This window comes from Rathayibacter caricis DSM 15933 (assembly GCF_003044275.1).
GTDB classification, from domain to species: domain Bacteria; phylum Actinomycetota; class Actinomycetes; order Actinomycetales; family Microbacteriaceae; genus Rathayibacter; species Rathayibacter caricis.
This window is the reverse complement of the sequence record NZ_PZPL01000001.1, coordinates 1,858,919-1,881,373: the sequence shown is the minus strand read 5'-3', so window position 1 is coordinate 1,881,373 and position 22,455 is coordinate 1,858,919. Positions and strand designations below refer to the sequence as shown.

Sequence of the window (22,455 nt, the reverse complement as noted above, 5' to 3'; positions counted from 1 at the left end):
CGAGCAGCCAACAGGGGCGTATCGAGACCCGCCTCAGCCCGCGTCAGCCGCTGAAGGCGGTCAGGGCGTCGTCGAGGATCGAGAGGCCGCGGGCGACCTGCTCGGGGGTGACGACGGCCGGCGGGACCACGTGGATGCGGTTGTCCGCGGTGAACGGCAGGAGCCCGCGCGACAGCAGGTCCGACTTCAGGCGAGCGACCGAGGCGGCCGGCACGGGCGCCCGCGTCCCGCGGTCCTCGACGAGCTCCAGCGCCCAGAAGACGCCCGAGCCGCGGACCTCGCCGATGACGTCGTGCTTCGCCTGCAGCGCGGCGAGCCCGGGCGCGAGGTGCTCGGAGCCGATGGTCTTCGCGTTCTCGACGATCCCCTCCTCCGCCATCGCGGTCAGGGTCGCGACGACGCTCGCCGCCGCGAGCGGGTGACCGGAGTAGGTGAGCCCGCCCGGGAACACGCGCTCGTCGAAGTGGTGCGCGATCTCCTCCGAGATGACGACTCCTCCGATGGGCACGTAGCCCGAGTTGACGCCCTTCGCGAAGGTGATCAGGTCGGGGCGCACGTCGAACGCGTCGAAGGCGAACCACTCGCCGGTGCGGCCGAACCCGGCCATCACCTCGTCGAGGATCAGCTGGATGCCGTAGCGGTCGGCGATCGCGCGCACGCCGGCGAGGTAGCCGGGCGGCGGAGTGAGGACGCCGGCCGTGCCCGGGATGGTCTCGAGCAGGAACGCCGCGATCGACTCCGGGCCCTCGGCCTGCACGACGCGCTCGAGGTGGTGGAGCGCGCGCTCGCACTCCTGCTCGAGCGTCTCGGCCCAGAACTCGCTGCGGTAGAGGTAGGGGCCGAAGGCGTGCACGTGTCCGCGCGCGTACTCGTTGGGGATGCGGCGCCAGTCGCCGGTCGACACGATCGCCGCTCCGGTGTTGCCGTGGTACGAGCGGTACAGCGAGACGACCTTGTCGCGGCCGGTGAACAGTCGCGCCATGCGGATCGCGTTCTCGTTCGCGTCGGCTCCGCCGTTGGTGAAGAACACCTTCTCGAAGCCCTCGGGGGCGAGGCCGGTGATCAGGCGCGCGGCCTCGGCCCGGGTCTCGTTGGCGAACGCGGGGCCGACGGTCGTCAGCACCGCCGCCTGCTCCTGGATCGCGGCGACGACCTTGGGGTGCTGGTAGCCGATCGTGACGTTCACGAGCTGGCTCGAGAAGTCGAGGTAGCGGGTGCCGTCGACGTCCCAGACCTCGGCGCCCAGCCCGCCGGCGATCGGGAGCGGGTTCAGCGCTCCCTGCGCCGACCACGAGTGGAAGACGCGCGAGCGGTCGGCCTCGGTGACCGAGGCGTTGCTGCGGCCGGGGGCGGTGACGGGCGGAACGGTCTCGGTGCTCATGGTGTCCTTCCGGAGGCGGTGCGTCCCATCCTGCCGCGGAACCGGAGTGGCCGCGCGCGCGGATCCGTCCAGCGCCGGCGCCTACGATGGACGGATCGTCGATCCCGTCCCCAGGAGGCCACCGTGCCCGCGACCGTCCGAGACCTGCTCGCCGAACCGGCGTTCGCCCTCCACGTCCTCGCGGGCGTGCACGACGAGGCGGCACTCGACGCCCCGCTGGTCTGGGCGCACTCCTCCGACCTCGTCGATCCGACGCCCTGGCTCGAATCGGGGCAGCTGCTGCTCACCGACGGCGTGCACTTCGCCGGCGAGCACGCGGCCGACTTCTCGGAGGAGTACGTCGCGCGCCTGCGCGGCCGCGGCATCCGCGCGCTCGGCTTCGCGATCGGCATCGTGCACGACGAGGTTCCGGAGGCGCTGATCGCCGCCTGCGAGCGGCAGGGTCTGCCGCTGCTCGAGGTCGCCGACCTGACCCCGTTCATGGGCATCATCCGGTTCGTCGCCGACGTCATCTCGCGCGAGCAGCGCGAACGGCTGGAGTGGTCGCTCGAGGCGCAGCGGCGGGTCGCCCGCGCGGCGCTGCGGCCCGACGGCCTCGCCGCGATCCTCTCGGAGCTGGAGCGGCAGCTCGGCTGCTGGGTCGCCCTCTACGACGCGGTCGGCCAGCGGGTGCAGGTGCCCACGCGGCTCGACGTGCCCCCGGAGGCGGAGCGCTCGGTCGCCGAGGCCGTGCGGCACACGCTCTCGCGAGGCAGCCGGGCGGGGCTTCGCCTCGACGACGGGGGCGGAGTCACGCTGCAGACGCTCGGGCGCCGCGACCACCTGCGCGGCGTGCTCGCGGTCGGCACCGGGACTCCCCTGGATCCGGCGGGCAACGACCTCGTCGCGAGCGTCATCGCGCTCGCGAGCATCGCGCTCGAGCAGCGGCGCGCGCTCGACACGTCTCGGCGCCAACTGCGCTCGGGGCTGCTCGAGCTGCTCGTGGCGGGGGCGTTCGACGTCGCGGCCCGCACGGCGCGTCAGGTGTGGGGCGCGCTGCCGGCGGCGCCGCTCCGGGTCAGCGTGCTGGCCGAGCCGGTGCGCGGCGATTCGCTGCTCGACGAGCTCGAGGTGGTCGCGGAGGAGAACGGCGCGCGCGTCTTCTTCGCCGAGCGCGAGGGGGCGCTCGTGCTGATCACCGGGGCCGAGGACCTCGAGGTGATCGCCGCGGTCCTGGGGCGGCACGGGGTGTCAGCCGGCGCCTCCGCTCCGACCGACTGGGCGTCGCTCGAGGCGGCCCTGCAGGAGGCGCAGCGCGCGGCCGAGCGCAGCTCCGCCGAACGGCCGCTCCTGCGCTTCGAGGACCTCGCCGCCCAGGGCATGCTCGGACTCCTGACCGCCTCGGGCGCGGAGCCGCTCGCGCGCCGCCGGCTCGCTCCCCTGCTGAACGCCGAGGGCGCCGTGCTGCTCGAGACCGCACGCGTCTGGCTCGGCCGCAACGGCGCGTGGGAGCCGGCCGCCCGCGAGCTCGGCGTCCACCGGCACACCCTCCGCAACCGCATCACCGCGATCGAGCGCCTGCTCGGCATCGACCTCGACGACGTGTCGGCCCGCACCGAGCTCTGGCTGGCCCTGGCGTTCGTGCGCTGAGCGGGCCCCCTGCTGGAAGCGGGCGTCTCGAGACGCCGCCTGCGACGGCTACTCGACCAGCAGGCTGGGAGCGGGCTTCCCTTGCTGATCGAGTAGCCCGCGCAGCGGGCGTATCGAGATCCACCCTCCTGGTGACGGGGGTCTCGATACGCCCGCTGCGCAGCTCAGTTCTGCGGGAAGCCGAGGTTGATGCCGCCGTGCGACGGGTCGAGCCAGCGGCTGGTGATCGCCTTCTGCTGCGTGAAGAAGCGCACCCCCTCCGCGCCGTGGGCCTTGGTGTCGCCGAACAGCGACGACTTCCAGCCGCCGAACGAGAACGTCGCCACCGGGACCGGGATCGGCACGTTGATGCCGATCATGCCCACCTGGACCTCGTTCTGGAAGCGGCGGGCCGCCCCTCCGTCGTTCGTGAAGATCGCCGTGCCGTTGCCGAACGCGCCCGCGTTGATCAGCGCCACGCCCTCCTCGTACGACTGCACGCGCACGATCGACAGCACCGGCCCGAAGATCTCCTCCGTGTACGCCCGCGACGTCGTCGGCACCTTGTCCAGCAGCGTCGGGCCCAGCCAGAACCCGTTCGCATCGCCGTCGACCTCGATGCCACGACCGTCCACGACCACCTCGGCCCCGTCCTCCTCCGCGATCGCGATGTACGACGCGACCTTGTCGCGGTGCTGCTCCGTCACGAGGGGCCCCATGTCGCAGCCGCGGCGCCCGTCGCCGATGCGCAGCTGCGACGCCCGGTCCTGGATCTTCGAGATCAACTCGTCCGCCACCGGCTCGACCGCGACCACGACCGAGATCGCCATGCAACGCTCCCCCGCGGAGCCGAAGCCCGCGTTGATGGCGGAGTCGGCCACCAGGTCGAGATCCGCGTCCGGCAGCACCAGCATGTGGTTCTTCGCCCCACCGAGGGCCTGCACGCGCTTGCCGTGCTTGGTGCCGGTCTCGTACACGTACTGCGCGATCGGAGTCGATCCCACGAACGAGATCGAGCGGACGTCCGGGTGCTCCAGCAGTCCGTCCACCGCGACCTTGTCGCCGTTGAGCACGGTGTACACGCCGTCGGGCAGGCCGGCCTCCTTCCAGAGCGCTCCGAGCCAGATCGCCGCCGACGGGTCCTTCTCGGACGGCTTCACGACGACCGTGTTGCCCGCCGCGATCGCGATCGGGAAGAACCACATCGGCACCATGGCCGGGAAGTTGAACGGAGAGATGATCCCGACGACGCCCAGCGGCTGCTTCGTCGAGTACACGTCGACGCCGGTCGAGACCTGCTCGGAGTACTCCCCCTTCAGGTGGTGCGCCAGCGTCGTAGCGAACTCGACGACCTCCTGGCCGCGCGTGATCTCGCCCATCGCGTCCGACACGACCTTGCCGTGCTCCGACGTGATGATCTCGGCCAGCTCGCCCTTCTTCGACTCCAGCAGCTCGCGGAACCGGAACAGGATCTGCTGCCGCTTCGCCAGCGACGTGTCGCGCCAGGCCGGGAAGGCCGCCTTGGCGGAGGCGACGGCCGCGTCGATCTCGGCGGCGTCGGCGAGCGCGACCTCGCGGCTCACGACTCCCAGCGCCGGGTCGTAGACGGGCGCGGTCCGACCGGACGAGGAGGCGGAGGGCGCCCCGTCGATCCAGTGGCCGACGATGGACAGCTCGGTGCGGGACTCGGCGAGGCTCATGGGGTCGAGCGTAGGGACCGCGCCCGGCGACGGAGTGACGGATTCGTCCAGACGACCCTCGGCCGACTGGACGGACCCGCTACTCCGCAGTCACCTCGAAGCGCGCCAGAGCCGCCGTGATGTTGTCGTGCCCGCCCTGCGCGTTGGCCCACGCGACGAGCGCCTCGGCGAGCGTCACCGGATCGCTCCCGACGCGCTGCTCGGCGTCGTGCAGCACCCCGGCGAGGTCCTCGGCGGGCGAGGCGTAGTTCCACAGTCCGTCCGAGCACGCGAGCACCCAGCCGGGCTCGTCGAGCACCGTGGTCGACAGCCGCGGCTCCTCGTCGTGCGCGTCGGCACCGAGCCAGCGGGTGATCGCGTGGGCGTCCGGCGAGGTCTCGGCCTCGGCGCGGCTCATCCCGGACGCGATCTGCTCCTGGGCCCACGAGTCGTCGACGGTGAGCTGCCGCGGGGCTCCCGCGTCGGGGAGCCAGTAGCAGCGGCTGTCGCCGACGTTCCCGGTGACCAGCAGCGACCCCTCGAGGATCGCAGCCGTGAACGTGCACGACGGCGGGTTGTCGCGCTTCTCCGGCACGGCCGCGTCGATCGCTCCGGAGGCGCGCGCCGTCGCCATCTGCAGCAGCGCCCCCCAGCGCTCGGCACCGCGCGCCCCGCCGCCGACCTCGGCCTGCAGCGCGCTCAGGGCGGCACGGGCCGCGGCGAGGGACGCGGTGTCGGAGTCGGGGGTCGACGAGACGCCGTCGCAGACGACGAGGAGCGCCGTGCGCAGGGCGCCGTCCTCGGCCGCCACAGCGCCGATCGCCATCGCGTCCTCGTTGGCCGCGTGCCGGATCCCGCGGTCGCAGACGCCTCCGACGAGCGGATGCGGCGCCTCGGCCCAGTGCTCGCGCTCGGTCGGAGCCCGCTGGCCGCACTGCTCGCAGTAGCCGTCGTCGGCGACGGCTCCTCCGCAGAAGACGCAGGCGGCGCGGGTGCCCTCGACGGCGGGGGGCGGCGCGGGCGCGGCGGCCGCGACGATCAGCGTCGCTCCGCACGCCTCGCAGAAGGCGTCCCCGGCCGTGACCGGCTCGCCGCAGACGGGGCACGGAGTGGAGAGCTCTCCCCCGCTCACGTCATCGTCCAGCGGCGCACCGCGTTCGCCTTGTCGACCAGCTCGAGTCGCTGCTCGCGCTCCCGGGTGGATGCGGCGAGCGCCCGGTAGGACGCCTCGAGCCCGTCGCGGATCGCCGGCTCGGTCGCCTCCACCGTGCCGAGCATCGCCCCCTCGGCGGGTCCGTCGCGCCGCACCAGCTCCAGCGCCGACTCCAGCACCCCGGTGGTCAGCTCGAGCCGGGTGCGCGGGTCGATCGCGAGGGAGTCGACGCTCGACAGCGCGGCCGAGAGCGAGGGCAGTCCGCGGCCCGACTCGGCGAGCAGCTCGGCCCGGCGCCGGCGGGCGTCGAGGAACGAGGAGCGGGTCGGGGTGACGATGTCGAGCGCGTCGAGTGCCCCGTCGAGGTCGCCGCGCTCCTGCCGCACCCGGGCGAGGCCGAAGGCGGCGGGGGCCGTGTAGTTCGCGTCCGAGCGTGCGCAGATCACGTAGAGCGACTCCGCCACCTCGGGCTCGCCGCTCGACTCGCACGCCGCCGCGAGCGCCAGCTTCGGCGCCAACTCGCCGGGCACCTGCCCGTACACGGTGTTGAAGGAGGCGCGGGCGCCGAGGTGGTCGCCGTGCGCGAGCTGCGCGAGACCGCTCATCCACACGGCCCGCCACTCCCACGGGTCCTCCGCCAGGATCTCGCCCGTCGCGCGCGACACCTCGTCCCACCGCTCGGCCTCGATCGCGGCGCGGGCCCGGGCGAGCCGCACCTCGACGGTGACGGTCGGAGCGAGTGCGAGCGCGCGCAGGCGCACGATCGGGTCGGCGACGTTCACCCCCGCGAGCCACGCCTTCGCAGCGTCGGACTCGTCGATCTTCAGCAGCGGCAGCGCGTCCCAGGGCAGCGGGCGGTCGACCACGTCGGCGACCGGCGCCTCGAAGAGCGCCGACTCGGTCGAGTGCAGCGACGGGTGCCCGGGTCCGCGGTCGGTCGCGACCACCTCGCGGAGGACCCCCAGCAGCTGCCCGCGCATCTCGTCGACCGTCGCGAACCGGTCCTGCGGATCCGGCGCGCACGCCTTCGCGACGAGCCGGTAGAAGGAGTCGTAGCGCTGGAACAGCGGCGTCTCGGACACCGGCGGGAGGGACGCGACGTACGTCGTCTGGTTCCCGCGGAAGTCCAGTACCAGCGAGGCGAGCGTGCGTCCGATCGTGTACACGTCGGACGCGATCGACGGGCCGACCTCGGGCACCTCCGGCGCCTGGTAGCCGACGGTGCCGTAGATCGCGGAGGCGTCGTCGTCGGCGCGGCGCACCCCGCCGAGGTCGATCAGCTTCACCTGGTCGCCCACCTGGATCATGTTGTCGGGCTTGAAGTCGCAGTAGAGCAGTCCGTGGTCGTGCAGGTACGCGAAGGCGGGCATCACCTCGAGCACGAACGCGAGCGCCTGGTCGACGGGCAGCGGATCGGCGCTGCCGCCGTTCGCCTCCAGCCGCTCCTTGAGGATCTGCTTGAGGCTCGGGCCGCCGACGTACTCCATCACGATGTAGCCGGCGCCCTCGTGCAGCACGAAGTTGTAGATCTCGACGATCAGCGGATGCTCCACCTCGGCGAGGAACTGCCGCTCGGTGACCGCCGCGGCGTACGCGTCCGGGTCGCCCGAGTTGAGCAGGCCCTTCAGCACCACCCAGCGCCCCGAGACGTTGCGGTCGCGAGCGAGGTAGATCCAGCCGAGTCCGCCGTAGGCGAGGCAGCCGACGACCTCGTACTGCCCGCCGACCACGTCGCCCTTCTGCAGCTGCGGGGTGAACGAGAACGGGGTGCGGCAGTTGGGGCAGAAGCCCTCGGTGCGGCCCGGCTTGCCGTCGCGGCCGCGGCCCACAGCGGTGCCGCAGTTCGAGCAGAAGCGCTTGCGCTCCGGGAGCACCGCCTCCGTCATCAGCGCGGCCATCGGGTCGGCGGCGGGGCGCGAGGGCACGGTGGTCAGACCGGCGCCCAGCCGCGGTCCGCGCAGACGCGTCGAGGTGGTGCCGACGCGGCGGGTCACCTTGGAGCCGGTCTGCGCGGTGCGGGCGGAGCCGAGCGCGGCGGTCGCGAGGCGGGCGGAGGAGGTGCGTCCGCTGCGCGCGGTCGCCGCCTCCTCGATGCTCGATCCGACGGGGGCGGAGGCGTTCGGGGAGCCCTCGACGAACCCGGTGCCGAAGGCGGCGGACGCGGTGGCGGGAGCCGCGGTCGGGGCAGCTCGTCGTGCGGTCGGCGTCGAGGCGGCCGGTCCGGCGCCGCCTTCCGGGGGCGGGGATCCGCAGACGTTGCAGTAGCCGTCCTCGATCGTCCCGGTGCAGCCCGGAGTCGCGGTGCAGGGTTCGCCGTTCATGGGGTGGCCTTCCGGTGGTGCGGCAGATCTCGGGTGACGACGTCGTACTGCTCGACGAAGTGACGGGCGAGCGGGACGGAGCAGGGCACCGCCTCCAGCGCGGCGCGCACCTCCTCCTCGGCGGCGCGTCCGACGGCGGTGGCGGCGCGGCCGTTCGCTGCGGCGCGCTCGCGGAGCGCCCGCAGCCGGAAGCCGAGCGCGGCCCGCTCGCGCAGCGGAGACGTGTAGGCCGCCTCGACGGCGTCGAACGCCCGCCCGACCGCGGTGAGGCGGCCGAGGTACTCGTCCAGCCCGTCGCGGTCCGCGGGCGCTTCGCCGAGGCGCGAGACATCGGGCACGGCGAGTCGGGGCGGATCCGCGATCTCGCGCCGGCAGCGCGCGACCAGTTCCCGGAGCGGCGTCTCGCGGCGCTCGGCAGCCTCGGCCAGCTCGCGGGCGCGCTGCCGGTCGCGCTCGAGCCCGCGGCGCTGCGACGCGGCGATGATCAGGTCGCGCTCGAGGCGGGCGGAGTCGCTCTCGAGCTGTCCGAGCGGACCCGACACGTCGGCTCCCCTGCCCGCCTTCTCGGCCAGCGCGTCCAGGCGCGAGCGCAGCACGGCGACGCGCTGCGCGGCGGGACGGTCGACCACTCCGCGCGCGTCCTGCGTGAGATCGCGGCAGCGCTCGATCTCGGCGCGGACGCCCACGATGCGTCCCGCGGTGTCGGTGCCGCTCGGGTCGAGCTCGAGTCGCGACTTCAGCTGCCCCACGACCGCGTCGCAGAGGCGCACGGCCTCGACGAGGGAGACCGCCGCACTCCCGCCGCGCCCGCTCGCCGCGTCGAGGCGTCCCCAGATGAGCTGCGACATCCGCTCCCGGGCGACGGAGTCGACCCGTCCCGAGTCCCAGACGGTCTCGAGCTCGGCGAGCCGCCGCGTGACCGATTCGCGCAGCGACTGGGCGAGCACGATGTCGGAGGTGTAGCTGTCGGCCTGCGGGGACGCGAGCGCCGCCGCATCCAACCGGGTCAGCTCACGGCCCGTGCGGTCCAGCCAGCGGGTCAGCTGCGCCAGGTACTCGAACAGCTCGCGCTGCGGGATCGCCTCGCCCAGGCGGCCCGGCGCGACCGGCGTGCCCTCCGCGACTCCGGCGCCCGTCGTCATCGCCCGTAGACCGGCTCGGGCGGCGCGGCCTCGCCGAGCTCGCCCAGCCAGCGGTCGTAGATGCTCTGCCAGCGGCCGTCCGAGCGGAGGGAGTCGAGCGCGCCGTTCACGAAGCGCACGAAGTCGACGTCGTCGGCCGCCATGCCCAGGCCGTACGGCTCGGAGCTCAGCGGCTCGCCGATGACCTTCGCGTAGGGGTCCTGCGCGACGAAGCCCGCGAGGATCGTGTCGTCGCCCGCGATCGCGTCGACGGATCCCTCCTGGAACAGCGCGAGACACTGCGTGTGCGTGTCGGCGGCCACCGCCTCCACTCCCGGGTACTCGTTCTCGAGCCGGCTGAGCGTCGTGGTCGCGCGCGGGGCGCAGACCTGCTGCGGCTCGTCGGCCGCCTCGAGGTCCTGGATGCTGGTCGCGTCGCTGCTCGCCGAGACGAGCAGCTTCAGACCCGCTCCGTAGTACTCGGAGGAGAACGCGATCGTGCTCCAGCGGTCGCAGGTCATGGTCAGCGTGCGGGCCACCAGGTCGACCTGGGGCGCGCCCTCGCCGCCGGTGAGCGCGGGGAGGCGCTGCGCCGAGGTGATGACGACGTAAGTGATCGCGTCGGGGCTGCCGAGGATCGCGCGGGCGATCTCGCGGGCGATGTCGATGTCGAAGCCCTCGATCGTGCCGGTGAGCGGGTTGCGCGCGCTCATCAGGAGGGTGTCGGCCGAGACGCCGACCCGGAGCGACCCGCGGTCGCGGATCTCGGTGAGCGTCGCGCTGTCGGTGACACCCGTGGGGGCGTAGGAGGTGGTGGCCGACGGCGTGCAGTCCGCGGTCGGCGGCGCGGCGGTCGTGGTCGGCGCGGGAGTGGCGGTCTCGGCCGGCGCCGACACGAGCGTGCCGAGGTCGTCGGCTCCCGTGGTGCAGCCCGAGACGGCGAGGACCGCCGCCGTGACGAGCGCGAGGGCCGCGGTGCGGATCCGGTTCATCGGTACTCCTCCAGTCGCTGCGAGAGGCCTCGCCAGGCGAGGACGGCCCCCACGAGCCCCGCGGCCAGCAGGACCCACGAGGTGAGCGAGGAGATGGAGCTCCACTCCCCCAGCGTCGAGGACGCGGTGGCGGCGTCGGTGCGGACCGTCTCGCGGGCGTCGGCCTGGAACGCGGTGAACGCGGCGTTGGCTGAGCCGTCCTTCGTGTCGACGGCGAGGGCGACCGCCTCGTCCCACCGCCCCTCGTCGTAGGCCTTCCGGATGCCGTCGTGCAGGGTCAGCCAGGACTGCAGCTCGCCGAGCAGCGACCCGTCGACGATCCCGCTCCCGATGCCCCGCTGGAGCTGGCGCTCGGCCTCGGTCGCCGCCTCCTGGAAGTCGGCCTCGAGGGCAGCCCCGGAGCCGCGCTTGATCAGGGTGAAGCTCTCGAGCGACTTCGCGTCGGTCGCGGCGGTGAGCGCCTGCGAGACGGCGAGGGTGGCGCGGTAGCTCTCGGAGCGCACCGTCGCGGCGTTCGAGGCCGCGACTCCGTAGACCCCGGTGCCGGCGATGCCGAGCAGCAGGAGCAGCCCGGTCGCGGTCGCGAGCGGCCGGTTGAGGTAGCGGTGCGTGCGCCGCGCGAGCGCGATCTGCGCGGCGATCAGCACCAGCAGCATCACGAGGGAGCCGATCATCAGCAGGACGCTGAAGCGGACCGTGTCGTAGGCGCTCGCGACCCGGTCGGCGCCCTGGGAGACGAGCGACTCGAGATCCTCCAGGATCCCGTCGTCGGCGTCGGTCAGCTGCGCCGACGCCTGGTCGAGGTAGGCCGAGCCCACCGGGAAGCCCTGGCGGTTGTTGGCCCGGGCCTGCTCGACGAGGCCGCTGTAGACGGCGACCTTCGTGGCGACGGTCGCGAGCAGCGGCGCGTCGGCAGGCTCGGCCGCGGCGAGGTCGGTCAGCTGCGACGTCGCCTCGGCGAGGCTCGTCGAGTAGCGCTGCCGCTGCTCCGCCGGTTCGAGACCGCCCACGAGGAACGTGTTGGCCGCGACGGCGTTGGCGTCGACCAGGAGGTTCCGGACCTCCTGCACGCCGACGAGCTGCGCCGACTGCGCCCGGGCCTCGGCGGCCGCGCGGGCCTGCAGCGCCCCGGTCTGCTGGGCGAAGAGCCCGAACAGCACGGCGGCGAGCGCGGTGAGGACCAGGAGCGTGCGGAACAGGCGCGGAGTGGTGGAGGTGGCGCGGACGAGGAGCGACGGCTTCTTCGCGGCGGGGTGGTTCGCGATCTGCACGAGCGGTGGCGCCGGAGCCTGCTGCGGGGGCGCGGCGGCGGGGCGGGCGGCGGGCGCGGTGCTCATGCGGTCTCCTCCGTCGTCGGGGCGTCGAGTGCGGGGGTCTCCTCCGCGGCCTCCGCGCTCTCGGTGATGTCCTCGGGCTGCAGGATCCGCAGGTCGTCGAGCGTCGGCTCCTCGACGTCGCGCAGGCGCCAGGCGTGGCGCGCGATGGCGGCGTCGAGCACGTTGCGCACCCAGCGGCCGTTGCCGAACGCCTCGGTGCGCTGCTGCGCGGACGCGAGCTCGGCGAACGCGGCGACCGCCTCCTCCGTCGGCTCGAAATCGGCCGACGAGGCCAGGCGCGCGAAGATCGCCGACAGCTCGTCGTCGGTGTAGTCGGCGAAGTCGATCGTGGTCGAGAAGCGGCTGGCGAGGCCGGGGTTGGTGTCGAGGAAGCCCTGCATGGGCCCGGAGTAGCCCGCCACGATGACGACCAGATCGCCGCGGTGGTCCTCCATGTCCTTCACCAGGGTCGTGACCGCCTCGGCGCCGTACTGGTCGAGCGCGAGCGCGTAGGCCTCGTCGATGAAGAGCACGCCGCCGCGGGCCGACGCGATGACCTCGGCGGTCTTGGTGGCCGTCTGCCCCAGGTAGCCGGCGACCAGCTCCGAGCGGTCGACCTCGACGAGCACGCCCTTCGAGAGGATCCCGAGCGAGCGGTAGATGCGCGAGACGAGGCGGGCGACGGTGGTCTTGCCGGTACCGGGGTTGCCGGTGAAGACGAGGTGGCGCGTGAGGGTCGGAGTGGAGAGCCCGGCCGCCTGCCGCAGCGTGTCGATCCGGAGCAGCTGCGTCTGCCGCTTGATCTCGCTCTTCACCCGGTCGAGGCCGATCAGGGCGTCGAGCTCGGCCATGAGGTCGTCGATCGACTCGGGCGGAGGGAGCTCCTCGGGCTCCTCCTGGGCGACGGGGGACGCGGAGGGGGCGGCCGCGGCCGGTCCGCCCGGATCGTCCTGCGGTCCGTCGTGCTCGGTGCGGCGCAGGCGCGCGAGGATCTCGTCGACTCCGGGGACGCCCTGCGGGAGCAGGTCGGGGGCGGGGAAGAGGGAGTCGCTCGGTGCGGCGGGTGCGGCCGGTGCGCGGGGCGCGCGGGGCGCCTCCCGCTGCGGGATCGCCGCGAGCTGGGCCGCGGCGGTCGCGGACGCCGAGGCGATGCCTCCGATGCCGGGGTCACCGAGCGCGCTGGCGGCCGAGACGACCTCGGTGAGCGCCCGCGCATAGGCGGGTGCGTGGTCGGACCCGGCGCGCACGAGGGCGGCGAGGTGGTCGGTCGGGCCGCTGCGCCAGCGGCGGGCGCTCGAAGCGGCGGTGAAGAAGGACTCGAGCCCGCCGGACGTGCCGGTCGCCTCGAGCCAGTCGGGGCCGGCTCCGGTGATCGACTCGGCGACGGCGGCCGCGAGGCGGGCGCCCTCGTCGCGCACGGCGGCGGCGTCGAGTCCGGCCGCGGAGCCGGCGAGCACGAGGGCGTCGAGCGCCGGGACGAGCGCGGTCACGAGGCGCTCGGCGGGGTCAGCGGGCCGCTCTGCTGCGGACCGGCCGGCGCGGTGGAGCCGCCGCCCACCGGACCGCCCTCGAGCGGGTTGCCGCCGAGCGACGACTCCGCGAACTTGTCGGCCAGGAACTGCCCGTGCGCGATCAGCGCCGACGCGTCCTGGCGCGAGACGGCGTCCGAGATGCGGTCGAGCGTCCCTCCGAGGATGTCGAGCTGGTCGGTCAGGATCATCAGCGAGGTCTTCCCCTTGTGGACGGCGCGACGGTCGGCGAAGTCGCGGGGCAGGCGGAGGTAGCCCTCCACCGCCTCCGGCAGGTAGCTGGTGGCGGTCGCGACGACGGTGTGGCCCTGCTGGCTCATGCCGCCGAGGCGGTCGAGCCGGGGCACCATCTCGCGCACGGTCTCGTCGATCCGGCGGATGCGCGCCGCGACGAACGGGGCGACCCGCCCCTCCGTCTCGGCCTTCACCCGGTCGAGCGCGGCGAGGATGTCGTCGCTCGTCGGCGCGGCCGGGAGCGCCGGGGCCGTCTCCGCGGGCGCCGGATCGGAGCCGCCGAACAGGCGCGACAGCCAGCCCATCCCGTCCCCTAGCGGCCGAGATCGAGCGAGGACGTCGCGTCGATGTCGGCGTTGCTGCGGCGGGCCCGCTCCACGTACTCGCCGGCCTTCGCGGTCTCGGTCTGCAGCACGCCCACCGTCTGGGCCATGCTGTCCAGCGCCTTGATCTTGAAGTCCGAGATCGAGTCCATGGTCTGGTAGATGTTCGCGAACGCGGCCTGCAGCTGCGGCAGCCCGACGGTCGCCGATGCGGCCTGCGACTGGATGTTCGCGGACTGCTCGGCGAGCATCCGCGACGTCGCCTCGATCATGTTCGAGGTGGTCGTGTTCAGCGCCGTGATCTGGTCGAGCACGAGCCGCTGGTTGGCGAGCGCCTGCGCCACGATGACCGCGGTGCGGAGCGCCGAGACCGTGGTCGTGGTCGCGCGGTCGACGCCCTTGATCAGCTCGACGTTGTTCTTGATGACCACGTCGATCGCGAGGTAGCCCTGGATCGACACGGCCAGCTGGGTCAGCAGGTCCTGGTGCTTCTGGCGCGCGTAGAAGAGGACGTCCTCGCGCAGAGCACGGGCGCGGTCGGGGTCGGTCGCGTCGAGCTCGGCGATCTTGGCCGACAGCTTCACGTCGAGGCGCTCGGCGACGTAGATGTACTCGTTGAGACGCGTCATCGTCTCCCAGAGGTGCTGCTTCTCGAGGTTGAGCGCGGCGTTGTCCTTGCGGAGCTCGTCCTGCCCGTCGTAGAGCGCCTGGATGATGGCGTTCAGGTGGGTCTGCGCGCTCTCGTAGCGGCGGAAGTAGTCGGTGATCTTGTTGCCGAACGGGATGAAGCCGAGGATCTTCTTCTGCACGTTGTCCTCGGACGGATCGAGGTCCTCGACCGTGCGGCGCAGCTCCAGCAGCGTCTTGCCGATGGTGGAGCCCTCGCTGAGGCCGCCCTCCTGCAGGGCGCGCACCGGCGCCTTGAGCAGGCGATTCGACGAGTCGGCGGCCGAGCGGATGTCGGCGTCGCCCATCGTGCGGATGTCGTTCGCCTTCGCCGCGAACTCGGGGCTGCGGGCCTCCGACTGCAGGAGCGACGCGAGGTAGCCGTCGACCTTCGCTTCGAGGCCGGGCAGCGCCTGCTCCGGCACCTTCGGCGCGATGGAGGGCGCCGAGGTCGTGGGCACCGCGGCGACGGGCTCCGGCGGAGTGAGCGACAGAGCGTTCTGGACAGGCGGCTGCAGGGCCTCGGTCATCGGGGGATCCTCACCGTTCCTGGCGCGCGGCGCCGACTCTGGTTGAACGTCCGGTCAGCATATCCGAGGGCACCGGGCGGGAGCCTGTGCGCCGGCTGTCGCGGTGCGGGTGGTTCGCAGCACGGAGGTCCACCATGGGCGGGTGCCTGCCCTCGAACCCCTGACCCGCTCCGCTCCCCCGCTCGGCGGGCCGCGGATCCTCCGCCAGCGCTGGACCGAGGCCGCCTTCCTGCACTGGCGGGTCGACGCGTCGCTCGTGGCGCCGCACCTGCCCCGCGGCACCCGACCGGATGAGCACGACGGCTCCTCCTGGGTCGGCCTCATCCCCTTCCGCCTCTCGCGCACCGCGTTCCTCGGCGGGCCGAGGGTGCCCTGGCTCGGCACGTTCCCCGAGGTGAACGTGCGCCTCTACTCCGTCGACGACCAGGGCCGCCGCGGAGTCGTCTTCGTCTCGCTCGACGCCTCCCACCTGCTCCCTGTGCTCACCGCGCAGGCCGTGTTCGGGCTGCCCTACCGGTGGGCCCGCATGAGCATCGAGCACCGCCACGGCGCGGTGGTCTACGAGACGTCGCGGATCGGGCGGCCGGAGGCGCGGTCGCGGATCGTCGTGCGGCCCACGCCGGAGTCGTCGGCGGCGGAGGATGCGCTCGCGTCGTTCCTGACCTCGCGCTGGGCGTACCACGAGACGCACCTGGGTTCGACCTGGTACGGACGGAACCTGCACAGGCCGTGGCCGCTGCAGCGGGCCGAGCTGCTGGCGCTGGACGACGGGCTGCTCGAGCAGGCGGGATTCCCGGGGCTCGCGGGGCGGGCTCCGGACTCGGTGCTGTACTCGCCGGGCGTCGAGACGGTGTTCACGGTGCCGCGGCGGGTGCGGTAGAGCGTCGGGCCGTGCCGCTCCGGTCGGTGCGGAGACGGCCCTCCCTCCCCCGCTGATCAACCCGCCCGCGCTCCTCTGAGGGATCGAGTAGCCCGTGCCCCTCTTGCCGATCGAGCAGCCCGCTCCTTCCTACTGATGGACAGCCCGCGCTCCTTCTTGCTGATCGAGTAGCCCGCGCAGCGGGCGTATCGAGATCCACGTCCACCAGCAGCCCCACCTCCGCCCCCTCCCTGGCGCGTTCCACCGCCTCGTGGCGCGATTGCGGCTGTGGTGTCGGTGGTCGCTGGTGTCATCCTCGTATGGTTCTTCTGGATGTCGAAGCAAGGCCGGCGGGCGGTGGTCCGAGCGTGCGCGAGTGCTTCGACGACGCCCTCGTCGCCGCCGTCGGAGCCGCCTGCGCGGTCGACGCGTTCCGCGCCCGGGCGGAAGCCGAGCGGGCGGAGCTGATCGAGCTCGCCCGCCGCACGGCGATGACGCTCCCGGATGCGCTCGTGGATCCGAGCGTGCAGGCGCACGTCGAACGCGAGGAGGCCGCGATGCGCGCGCTCGTCGCCGAGATCGCAACCGGGATGCGGATCTCCGAATCCCTCGCCGGCATCCTCGTCGAGGAGAGCCGGATGCTCGTCAACGAGCTGCCCGAGACGCTCACCGCCCTCCGCGAGGCCGCGATCGCACCCGAGCACGCCCGCGTGATCATCCGAGCCGCGCTCGATCTCCCAGTCGACGTGCGCGGCCGCTTCGACGACGCCGCCGCAGCCCTCGCCCGCGACTGCACGCCTCCCCAACTCCGCCGCCGCCTGCGCTCCCTGCGCGAACGCCTGCACCCGGAGTCCCTCACCGACCGGCACACGCGGTGCGCCGCCCGCCGCGGCGTCTGGCTCGACGGCGACCTCGACGGCATGGCCACCCTCCGCCTCCACCTCCCCGCCCCGGAAGCGCACGGAGCCTTCGACCGCATCGACCGAACCGCCCGCAGCCTGCACGAGAACCCCGACGAGGAACGGACCCTCGGGCAGTTGCGCGCCGACGTCGCCGCCGCACTACTGCTCGACGGCGAGACCGTGCCGAGCTCCGACGCTTCGCAGCCGATGACGGCGATCCTGCGGGGAATCCGCCCGCAGGTCTCCGTCACCGTTCCCGTCCTGACCCTCCTCGGACGATCCGACGAGCCCGGCATCCTCGACGGCTACGGCCCCATCGACCCCGCCACCGCCCGGCGCCTGGCCGCCGACGCGCCGTCCTTCACCCGGATCCTCACCCACCCCGAGACCGGAGCGATCCTCTCCGTCGGCCGCACCACCTACCGCGTCCCCGCCGACCTCCGCCGGGCCCTCGCCGCCCGCGACGTCACCTGCCGGTTCCCCGGCTGCACCCGGTCCGCCCGCGACAGCGACGTCGACCACACGGTCGAATGGCAGCACGACGGACCCACCGATGCCGACAACCTCGCCCACCTCTGCCGCCACCACCACCGACTCCGCCACACCACCACCTGGCAGGTCCACCACCATCCGGGCGGTGTCCTCGAGTGCACCAGCCCCACCGGACGACACCACACGACCGCACCGGAACCACCGGAGCCGCCGGAACGGCTCTTCGGGGGTGCGTCGGAGTGGCGGCGCGACGGCGATCCCCCTCCGTTCTGAGTGGCAGGGGATGCACGGCGGGATGTCGCCGACGGAGGAGGCGCATCGGTGACGATGGTCTGAGGGGACGGCGCGGGGACGCCGGTGGGACGACAGCTGGATGACGACGGGGGAACGATGATCAGCGAGCACACCGTCCACGAGCGCGACGGGGCCGACGCCGAACCGGCGAGGAACGGAACGGCGGCGGACGAAGCAGCGAGGGACGGAACGGCGACCGACGAGGCAGCGAGGATCGGAACGGCGACGGACGAGGCCGCGACGGGCGGAGCGCCGGCGGACGAAGCGGTGAACGACGACCTCGTCGACGTCGAGCTGGAGGGGTGGGCGATGACCTGCTGCGGGGAGCCGTTCGCGGTCGGCGACAGGGTGACCTGGACGCTGATCGCGCTCGAGCCTCGGAGCCCGGGGGTCCGCCCGAGGTTACTGGAGGAGCACCACGAGCCGACGAGGCCCGCTCGACCGGTGGCGGGCGTGGTCCGCGGGCTGGTCGGACGCACGGTCCTCGGCGCACGGCTCGCGATCGGCGAGGGAGTCCTCGTTCCGGACCGGAGTCGGCGGCGCGTGCAGCGGCTCGACGGCTGGGACGGCACTCGCGGCGGGATCGACCTGACGGCGGTCCTCGAGATCGACGACCGCACGGACCTCCCCGAGTACGAGGCGCTGCGGGAGGCCGTGCGCGAATCGCCTCCTCCGCCGCCGGCCGAGGTGATCGCTGCGCTCCACGAGCGGCTGGTGCGGCTGCACCACGACCACGGGGCGCGGCTGCGCATCCGCTCTCTGCACGGGGGACGGAGGGCGAGCCTGCTGCCCGAGGCGGAGGGCGCCCGTCCGGTGCACTGGAGTGTCGGTCCGACGTCGGTGTCCGTGAACCTCGGCGACCGACGCTTCCTGCTGCCCGCCGACGCCGACGGCGTCGCCGAGGTGGACCGGATCCTCGACGCGATCGTGCGGGGCGACGTCGCGCAAGGGGGTCTCACCCCGCCTCTCGCCCGGAGTAACGTGCCGTCCTCCCCCTGGTGACGGCGCCGGGCCGACGACGACAGCGCGAGCACGACGACAGCGCGAACGACCCGACAGCGGAGGACGACACGAGCATGACGGCAGACAGCACGAGCGACACCATCACCACGACGCACGTCACCCGCACCACCGCGGTGCTCTTCGACATCGACGGCACGCTCGTCGACTCGAACTTCCTGCACATCGAGGCGTGGGCGCGCGCGTTCTGGCAGTGCGACCTCGAGGTGCCGGCCTGGCGCATCCAGCGCGCGATCGGCGCCGACTCGTCCGAGCTGATCGGCATGCTGACCGACGACGACGTCGACGAGCAGACCCGCACGCAGCTGAAGACGCTGCACGCGAAGAACTACGCCGAGCTCGGACCCCGACTGGTGCTGCTCCCCGGGGCGCGCGAGCTGGTGCAGGCGATCGCCGAGCGGGGCGCGCGCGTGGTCCTCGCGACGTCGGCACCGCAGGAGGAGCTGGACCTCCTCCTGCGCGTGCTCGATCTGGGCGACGCGGTGCACGCGGTCACCAGCGGGGAGGACGTGGACACGGCGAAGCCCGACCCCGGGATCATCGCGATCGCGCTCGAGCGCGCGGAGGTCGGACCCGATGACGCGATCATGATCGGCGACGCCTCGTGGGACGTGCTCGCGGCCGAGAAGGCCGGACTCGCGACGGTCGCCGTCCTCTCGGGCGGCACCGGCGAGCACGAGCTGCGCGAAGCGGGCGCCGTCGCGGTGTACGACGACGCCGCCGCGATCCTGTCGGACCTCGACGGCGGGCCGGTGGCGAGCCTGCTGCGCTGACGCCGGAACGCGCGCAGCAGGCCGCGGCGGCTACTCCCGAGGACGTCGGCGCAGCACCAGCATCGTGACTCCGACGGCGAGGGCGACCGCAACGAGCGCACCGCCGATCCACAGCACGTCCCCGATCGGCACGGCATCGGCTCCCGAGAGGGCGGCGTCATCGGAACCGTCGGCCGAGCCGGACTCGGCGGACGCGGACTCCCCCGAGACGTCGACGGTGCCGTTGCAGTCCGGCACCGACTCCGAGCCCTCCGAGAGGGCGACGCCCGCGGCGGGCTGCCAGTCGAACGAGTACTGGCCCGACACCGGGTGTCCGTCGGTCGAGACGACCTGCCAGGTCACCTCGTACGCGCCGGCCGCACCGAGCTCGAGCGGCATCGACGCCTCGGGGCCGAGGACGGTGACGCAGCCGTCGCCGTAGTACAGGCCGTCGGGTCCGGTGACGCGCAGGCCGGCGGCACGACCGTCGTCGCCCAGCACGAGCAGGTCGTCGTTGGTCGTGACGGCCAGGGTGCCGGGCTGCTCGGTGAGCGTCGCGTCGGCCGCGGGAGTGCTCGAGACGAGGTAGTTGTGGGCGCTGGCGGGCGCCGCCACGACGACCGAGCCGGCGAGGCCGAGCAGGATCGCCGCGGCGGCGACGCTGGAGCTGCGGCGCAGCGTCACGCGGAGGCCTTCGGTCCGCGACGGCGCGAGGCGAGCGCGACCGCGACTCCGACGGCGCCGACGACGAGGCCGCCGACGCCGAGGACGCGGGCGACGACGTCGGCGCCACCGGCGGAGCTCGTCGAGGAGGCGGTGGTCGCGGCGGCGGTCTCCTCCTCCTCGTGCGAAGCGGAGCCGGCGCCGTGGTGGCCCTCGCCCTCCTCCGCGGCGGTCACGGTCACGACAGGCGCAGGCAGCTCCGGCTCGTCCTCGCCCTCGACGGTCGGCTGGTCCCAGGCGGTCGAGCCGGTCTCGCAGGTCTGCAGCACCGGGAACGCGAGGCTCTCGCCCTCCGCATCCTCGGGGAGCTGGAGCTGCAGCGAGACGGTGTCGCGGTAGCCGTCGGCGAGCGGGGTCTTCGCGGTGTAGACGACATCGGCGACGCGCTCGGTGACCGAGGCGCCGTGCGAGTCCGTGATCGGCTCGGCGAGGGCGACCTCGTTCTTCACGACCTCCCAGTTGGGGTTCACGGTCGGGCTGACCGAGTTGATCCCGTCCGGGATGGTGATGGTGAGGCCGGTGGTCGGCGAGCCCTCGCAGCCGTGAGCGAGCGAGAACGTGACGACCGTGTAGGCGCCGGCCGCCGTGGTGCTGGCGGTGGCGCTCACATGCGCGCTCGCCGCGGTGGGTGCGGCGAGCGCGAGGGCGACGGAGCCGGCGGCGACGAGGGCGCCGCTGCCGACGAGGCGGAGGCGCTGCGAAGGGCGGCCGGAAGAGGAACGGGCAGCGGAGGAACGGGCAGCGGAGGAAGGGGTGATCGAGGTCATGGTGACGAGTCCTTGAAGGGGGCCGGCGGTCGCCGGGCATCCGGAAGCGCAGCGCGGTCGTGCGGTGCGCGCGTGGACGCCGACCGGCACGCGCCCCGGAGCGGAGCGGTGTCAGGCGGCGTGCAGGGCGCGCAGCGGCGGACCGCGGTGCCGCAGGTGCGTGAGCGCGGCGTCGAGCGGGCGCGGGGAGCGCGGCTCCGGAGCGCCGTGCACGGCGACGGAGGGACCGATCGGCCCGAGCAGCAGCGCCCCCGCACGGACGACGAACCGCACCACGACGCGGGCGAGCTGCTCGCCGAGCGTCCAGAAGAGCGTCTCGCCGCGGCGCAGCGCGGCGATGGTGAGCACGCCGGCCACGAGGTGCGCCAGCGTCATGAGAGGAGAGTGTGCCGCATGCCCGCCGCCCGCGGCGACCAGTTCGACGGTGCCCTCGTCGTGGAAGTGCGCCCCGGTGGCGGTCGTCCCGACGACGCTGACGTCGCCCCCGCCGCTCGCGAGGAAGAGGACGTGGAACGCGAGCTGACTGAGCAGCACCGAGAGCGAGAGACGCAGCAGCGAGAGCCGGCGGCCGGCGAGGAAGACGCACACCACGGCGGCGAAGGCGCCCGCGAGGGCGAGGACGGCGGGAGTCGGAGCCGTCGCCCCGGCGAGGGTGTGCGACGCCGCGGCGGCGGCGGTCGCGGCGACGGCGGCGGTGACGCCCCGTGCGACTCGCGCCCACCTGGTCTGCACGTCGGATCCCGTTCGTCGAGGCGGACCCGGAGGATCGCGCAGCTGCTCCCGGCGGATCGCACGGATCGCGCGCCGGCGCCCGCGAGCGCGGACCGACTCCAGGGTAATCGACGCGGCAGAGCACCGGCGGGGCGAGGAGGACCTGCACGGCGGCCGGTCGGCCCCGTTACGAAGCCGTTACCGAACTTCGCCGATCCGATCCAAACCCCCTCGGCCAGGGCTCCGAAGACATGTCAACGGCCGCGAAACGGTCCACACAGCACGAACCCCCTCTGCACGACCAGGACAACGGAGCCCCTCACCGGGACCGTCTCACGAAGGAGAAACACCATGCGAACCACCAAGCGCACCACTTTCGCCGCATTCGCCCTCATCAGCGTCGCGACGCTCGGCCTCACCGCCTGCTCCAGCGGCAGCGGCTCGACCACCGAGTCGACCGAGGACTCGATGTCGTCCTCCGCTCCCATGGAGACCACCACCCCCATGGAGACCGAGACCCCCATGGCGACCATGGACCCGGCCGCGAACCTCGTCGGACCCGGCTGCGCCGCCTACGCCGAGCAGGTCCCGGACGGCGCCGGCTCCGTCGCCGGCATGTCGCTCGACCCGGTCGCCACGGCCGCCTCGAACAACCCGCTCCTCAAGACCCTCACCGCTGCGGTCTCCGGTCAGCTCAACCCCGACGTCAACCTCGTCGACACGCTGAACGGCAGCGAGTTCACCGTCTTCGCCCCCGTCGACGACGCGTTCGCCAAGCTCGACGCCGCGACGCTCGCCACGCTGGCCACCCCCGAGGGCGCCGCGACGCTGTCGTCGGTCCTGACCTACCACGTCGTCCCCGGCCAGATCGCTCCCGCCGACATCGACGGCACGCAGACCACCGTCCAGGGCACCGACCTCACCGTCACCGGCTCCGGCGACGACATCAAGGTGAACGACGCGTCGGTCATCTGCGGTGGCGTCCAGACCGCCAACGCGACCGTGTACCTCATCGACACCGTCCTCATGCCGGCTGCGTAAGCAGTCGACCCGCGGTCACTGACCGCAGCAACGCCGAAGGG

The 22,455-nt window shown here is 73.4% G+C and carries 19 protein-coding genes; 6 read left to right on the top strand and 13 right to left on the bottom strand.

What is annotated here, in order from left to right:
• Window positions 1–43 precede the first annotated feature (43 nt).
• The gene (locus C1I63_RS08655) at window positions 44–1,381 is read right to left on the bottom strand and encodes an aspartate aminotransferase family protein (protein WP_107574528.1); all 1,338 of its coding nucleotides are present in this window, start codon (window positions 1,379–1,381) and stop codon (window positions 44–46) included.
• 123 nt (window positions 1,382–1,504) lie between these two features.
• Between C1I63_RS08655 and C1I63_RS19430 the strand changes: the two genes are divergently transcribed.
• A complete protein-coding gene (locus C1I63_RS19430; RefSeq protein WP_170116357.1) occupies window positions 1,505–3,010 on the top strand; it encodes a PucR family transcriptional regulator in 1,506 nt (501 codons plus the stop codon).
• 164 nt (window positions 3,011–3,174) lie between these two features.
• On the opposite strand, the gene C1I63_RS08640 is transcribed toward C1I63_RS19430, so the two are convergent.
• From C1I63_RS08640 to C1I63_RS08600, 9 genes are all read right to left on the bottom strand, one after another.
• Window positions 3,175–4,689: a CoA-acylating methylmalonate-semialdehyde dehydrogenase gene (locus C1I63_RS08640; protein WP_107574527.1), complete on the bottom strand. Its 1,515-nt coding sequence runs from the start codon at window positions 4,687–4,689 to the stop codon at window positions 3,175–3,177.
• A gap of 79 nt (window positions 4,690–4,768) precedes the next feature.
• Window positions 4,769–5,800, bottom strand: a complete 1,032-nt coding sequence (locus tag C1I63_RS08635) for a protein phosphatase 2C domain-containing protein (RefSeq protein WP_107574526.1) — start codon at window positions 5,798–5,800, stop codon at window positions 4,769–4,771.
• Entirely contained in the window at window positions 5,797–8,142 is a 2,346-nt protein-coding gene (locus C1I63_RS08630; RefSeq protein ID WP_107574525.1) for a serine/threonine-protein kinase, read from the bottom strand. The genes C1I63_RS08635 and C1I63_RS08630 overlap by 4 nt, the downstream gene beginning before the upstream one ends.
• Window positions 8,139–9,284, bottom strand: coding sequence for a coiled-coil domain-containing protein (locus C1I63_RS08625; RefSeq protein WP_107574524.1), 1,146 nt, complete (start codon window positions 9,282–9,284; stop codon window positions 8,139–8,141). The genes C1I63_RS08630 and C1I63_RS08625 overlap by 4 nt, the downstream gene beginning before the upstream one ends.
• A complete protein-coding gene (locus C1I63_RS08620; RefSeq protein ID WP_107574523.1) occupies window positions 9,281–10,255 on the bottom strand; it encodes a glutamate ABC transporter substrate-binding protein in 975 nt (324 codons plus the stop codon). Before C1I63_RS08620 ends, C1I63_RS08625 begins: the two co-directional genes overlap by 4 nt.
• Entirely contained in the window at window positions 10,252–11,592 is a 1,341-nt protein-coding gene (locus C1I63_RS08615; protein ID WP_107574522.1) for a hypothetical protein, read from the bottom strand. The genes C1I63_RS08620 and C1I63_RS08615 overlap by 4 nt, the downstream gene beginning before the upstream one ends.
• Window positions 11,589–13,061, bottom strand: a complete 1,473-nt coding sequence (locus C1I63_RS08610; protein WP_107574521.1) for an AAA family ATPase — start codon at window positions 13,059–13,061, stop codon at window positions 11,589–11,591. The genes C1I63_RS08615 and C1I63_RS08610 overlap by 4 nt, the downstream gene beginning before the upstream one ends.
• A complete protein-coding gene (locus C1I63_RS08605; protein ID WP_211315601.1) occupies window positions 13,058–13,639 on the bottom strand; it encodes a hypothetical protein in 582 nt (193 codons plus the stop codon). Before C1I63_RS08605 ends, C1I63_RS08610 begins: the two co-directional genes overlap by 4 nt.
• Window positions 13,640–13,647: 8 nt before the next feature.
• A complete protein-coding gene (locus tag C1I63_RS08600; protein WP_055786676.1) occupies window positions 13,648–14,853 on the bottom strand; it encodes a toxic anion resistance protein in 1,206 nt (401 codons plus the stop codon).
• Between the two features lie 142 nt (window positions 14,854–14,995).
• On the opposite strand from C1I63_RS08600, the gene C1I63_RS08595 reads away from it, so the two are divergent.
• The 4 genes from C1I63_RS08595 to C1I63_RS08580 all read left to right on the top strand — a co-directional run bounded on the left by C1I63_RS08595 (window position 14,996) and on the right by C1I63_RS08580 (window position 19,193).
• Window positions 14,996–15,733 (top strand): YqjF family protein, encoded by a 738-nt coding sequence (locus tag C1I63_RS08595; RefSeq protein ID WP_244907011.1) that lies wholly within the window; start codon window positions 14,996–14,998, stop codon window positions 15,731–15,733.
• 347 nt (window positions 15,734–16,080) lie between these two features.
• On the top strand, window positions 16,081–17,379 hold the full coding sequence (locus tag C1I63_RS08590; RefSeq protein ID WP_170116356.1) for an HNH endonuclease signature motif containing protein: 1,299 nt from the start codon (window positions 16,081–16,083) through the stop codon (window positions 17,377–17,379).
• A gap of 117 nt (window positions 17,380–17,496) precedes the next feature.
• Window positions 17,497–18,402, top strand: a complete 906-nt coding sequence (locus C1I63_RS08585; protein WP_107574519.1) for a DUF6578 domain-containing protein — start codon at window positions 17,497–17,499, stop codon at window positions 18,400–18,402.
• A 74-nt stretch (window positions 18,403–18,476) separates the two neighbouring features.
• Window positions 18,477–19,193 (top strand): HAD family hydrolase, encoded by a 717-nt coding sequence (locus C1I63_RS08580; RefSeq protein ID WP_107575795.1) that lies wholly within the window; start codon window positions 18,477–18,479, stop codon window positions 19,191–19,193.
• A gap of 30 nt (window positions 19,194–19,223) precedes the next feature.
• Here the strand turns inward: C1I63_RS08580 and C1I63_RS08575 are convergent, their stop codons facing one another.
• The 3 genes from C1I63_RS08575 to C1I63_RS08565 form a co-directional block, all read right to left on the bottom strand.
• Window positions 19,224–19,856: a copper resistance CopC family protein gene (locus tag C1I63_RS08575; RefSeq protein WP_146168414.1), complete on the bottom strand. Its 633-nt coding sequence runs from the start codon at window positions 19,854–19,856 to the stop codon at window positions 19,224–19,226.
• The gene (locus tag C1I63_RS08570) at window positions 19,853–20,662 is read right to left on the bottom strand and encodes a YcnI family copper-binding membrane protein (RefSeq protein ID WP_107574518.1); all 810 of its coding nucleotides are present in this window, start codon (window positions 20,660–20,662) and stop codon (window positions 19,853–19,855) included. Before C1I63_RS08570 ends, C1I63_RS08575 begins: the two co-directional genes overlap by 4 nt.
• Window positions 20,663–20,773: 111 nt before the next feature.
• Entirely contained in the window at window positions 20,774–21,394 is a 621-nt protein-coding gene (locus C1I63_RS08565; protein WP_107574517.1) for a hypothetical protein, read from the bottom strand.
• 330 nt (window positions 21,395–21,724) lie between these two features.
• On the opposite strand from C1I63_RS08565, the gene C1I63_RS08560 reads away from it, so the two are divergent.
• Window positions 21,725–22,414, top strand: a complete 690-nt coding sequence (locus C1I63_RS08560; protein ID WP_055786654.1) for a fasciclin domain-containing protein — start codon at window positions 21,725–21,727, stop codon at window positions 22,412–22,414.
• Window positions 22,415–22,455: the final 41 nt, after the last annotated feature.

Excerpts from the sequence above, each read along its gene's own strand:
- C1I63_RS08620 (WP_107574523.1), bottom strand. The coding sequence starts at position 10,255 with ATGAACCGGATCCGCACCGCGGCCCTCGCGCTCGTCACGGCGGCGGTC.
- C1I63_RS08640 (WP_107574527.1), bottom strand. The coding sequence starts at position 4,689 with ATGAGCCTCGCCGAGTCCCGCACCGAGCTGTCCATCGTCGGCCACTGG.
- C1I63_RS08600 (WP_055786676.1), bottom strand. The coding sequence starts at position 14,853 with ATGACCGAGGCCCTGCAGCCGCCTGTCCAGAACGCTCTGTCGCTCACT.
- C1I63_RS08615 (WP_107574522.1), bottom strand. The coding sequence starts at position 11,592 with ATGAGCACCGCGCCCGCCGCCCGCCCCGCCGCCGCGCCCCCGCAGCAG.
- C1I63_RS08585 (WP_107574519.1), top strand. The coding sequence starts at position 17,497 with ATGATCAGCGAGCACACCGTCCACGAGCGCGACGGGGCCGACGCCGAA.
- C1I63_RS08580 (WP_107575795.1), top strand. The coding sequence starts at position 18,477 with ATGACGGCAGACAGCACGAGCGACACCATCACCACGACGCACGTCACC.
- C1I63_RS08625 (WP_107574524.1), bottom strand. The coding sequence starts at position 9,284 with ATGACGACGGGCGCCGGAGTCGCGGAGGGCACGCCGGTCGCGCCGGGC.
- C1I63_RS08655 (WP_107574528.1), bottom strand. The coding sequence starts at position 1,381 with ATGAGCACCGAGACCGTTCCGCCCGTCACCGCCCCCGGCCGCAGCAAC.
- C1I63_RS08630 (WP_107574525.1), bottom strand. The coding sequence starts at position 8,142 with ATGAACGGCGAACCCTGCACCGCGACTCCGGGCTGCACCGGGACGATC.
- C1I63_RS08605 (WP_211315601.1), bottom strand. The coding sequence starts at position 13,639 with ATGGGCTGGCTGTCGCGCCTGTTCGGCGGCTCCGATCCGGCGCCCGCG.
- C1I63_RS08570 (WP_107574518.1), bottom strand. The coding sequence starts at position 20,662 with ATGACCTCGATCACCCCTTCCTCCGCTGCCCGTTCCTCCGCTGCCCGT.
- C1I63_RS08560 (WP_055786654.1), top strand. The coding sequence starts at position 21,725 with ATGCGAACCACCAAGCGCACCACTTTCGCCGCATTCGCCCTCATCAGC.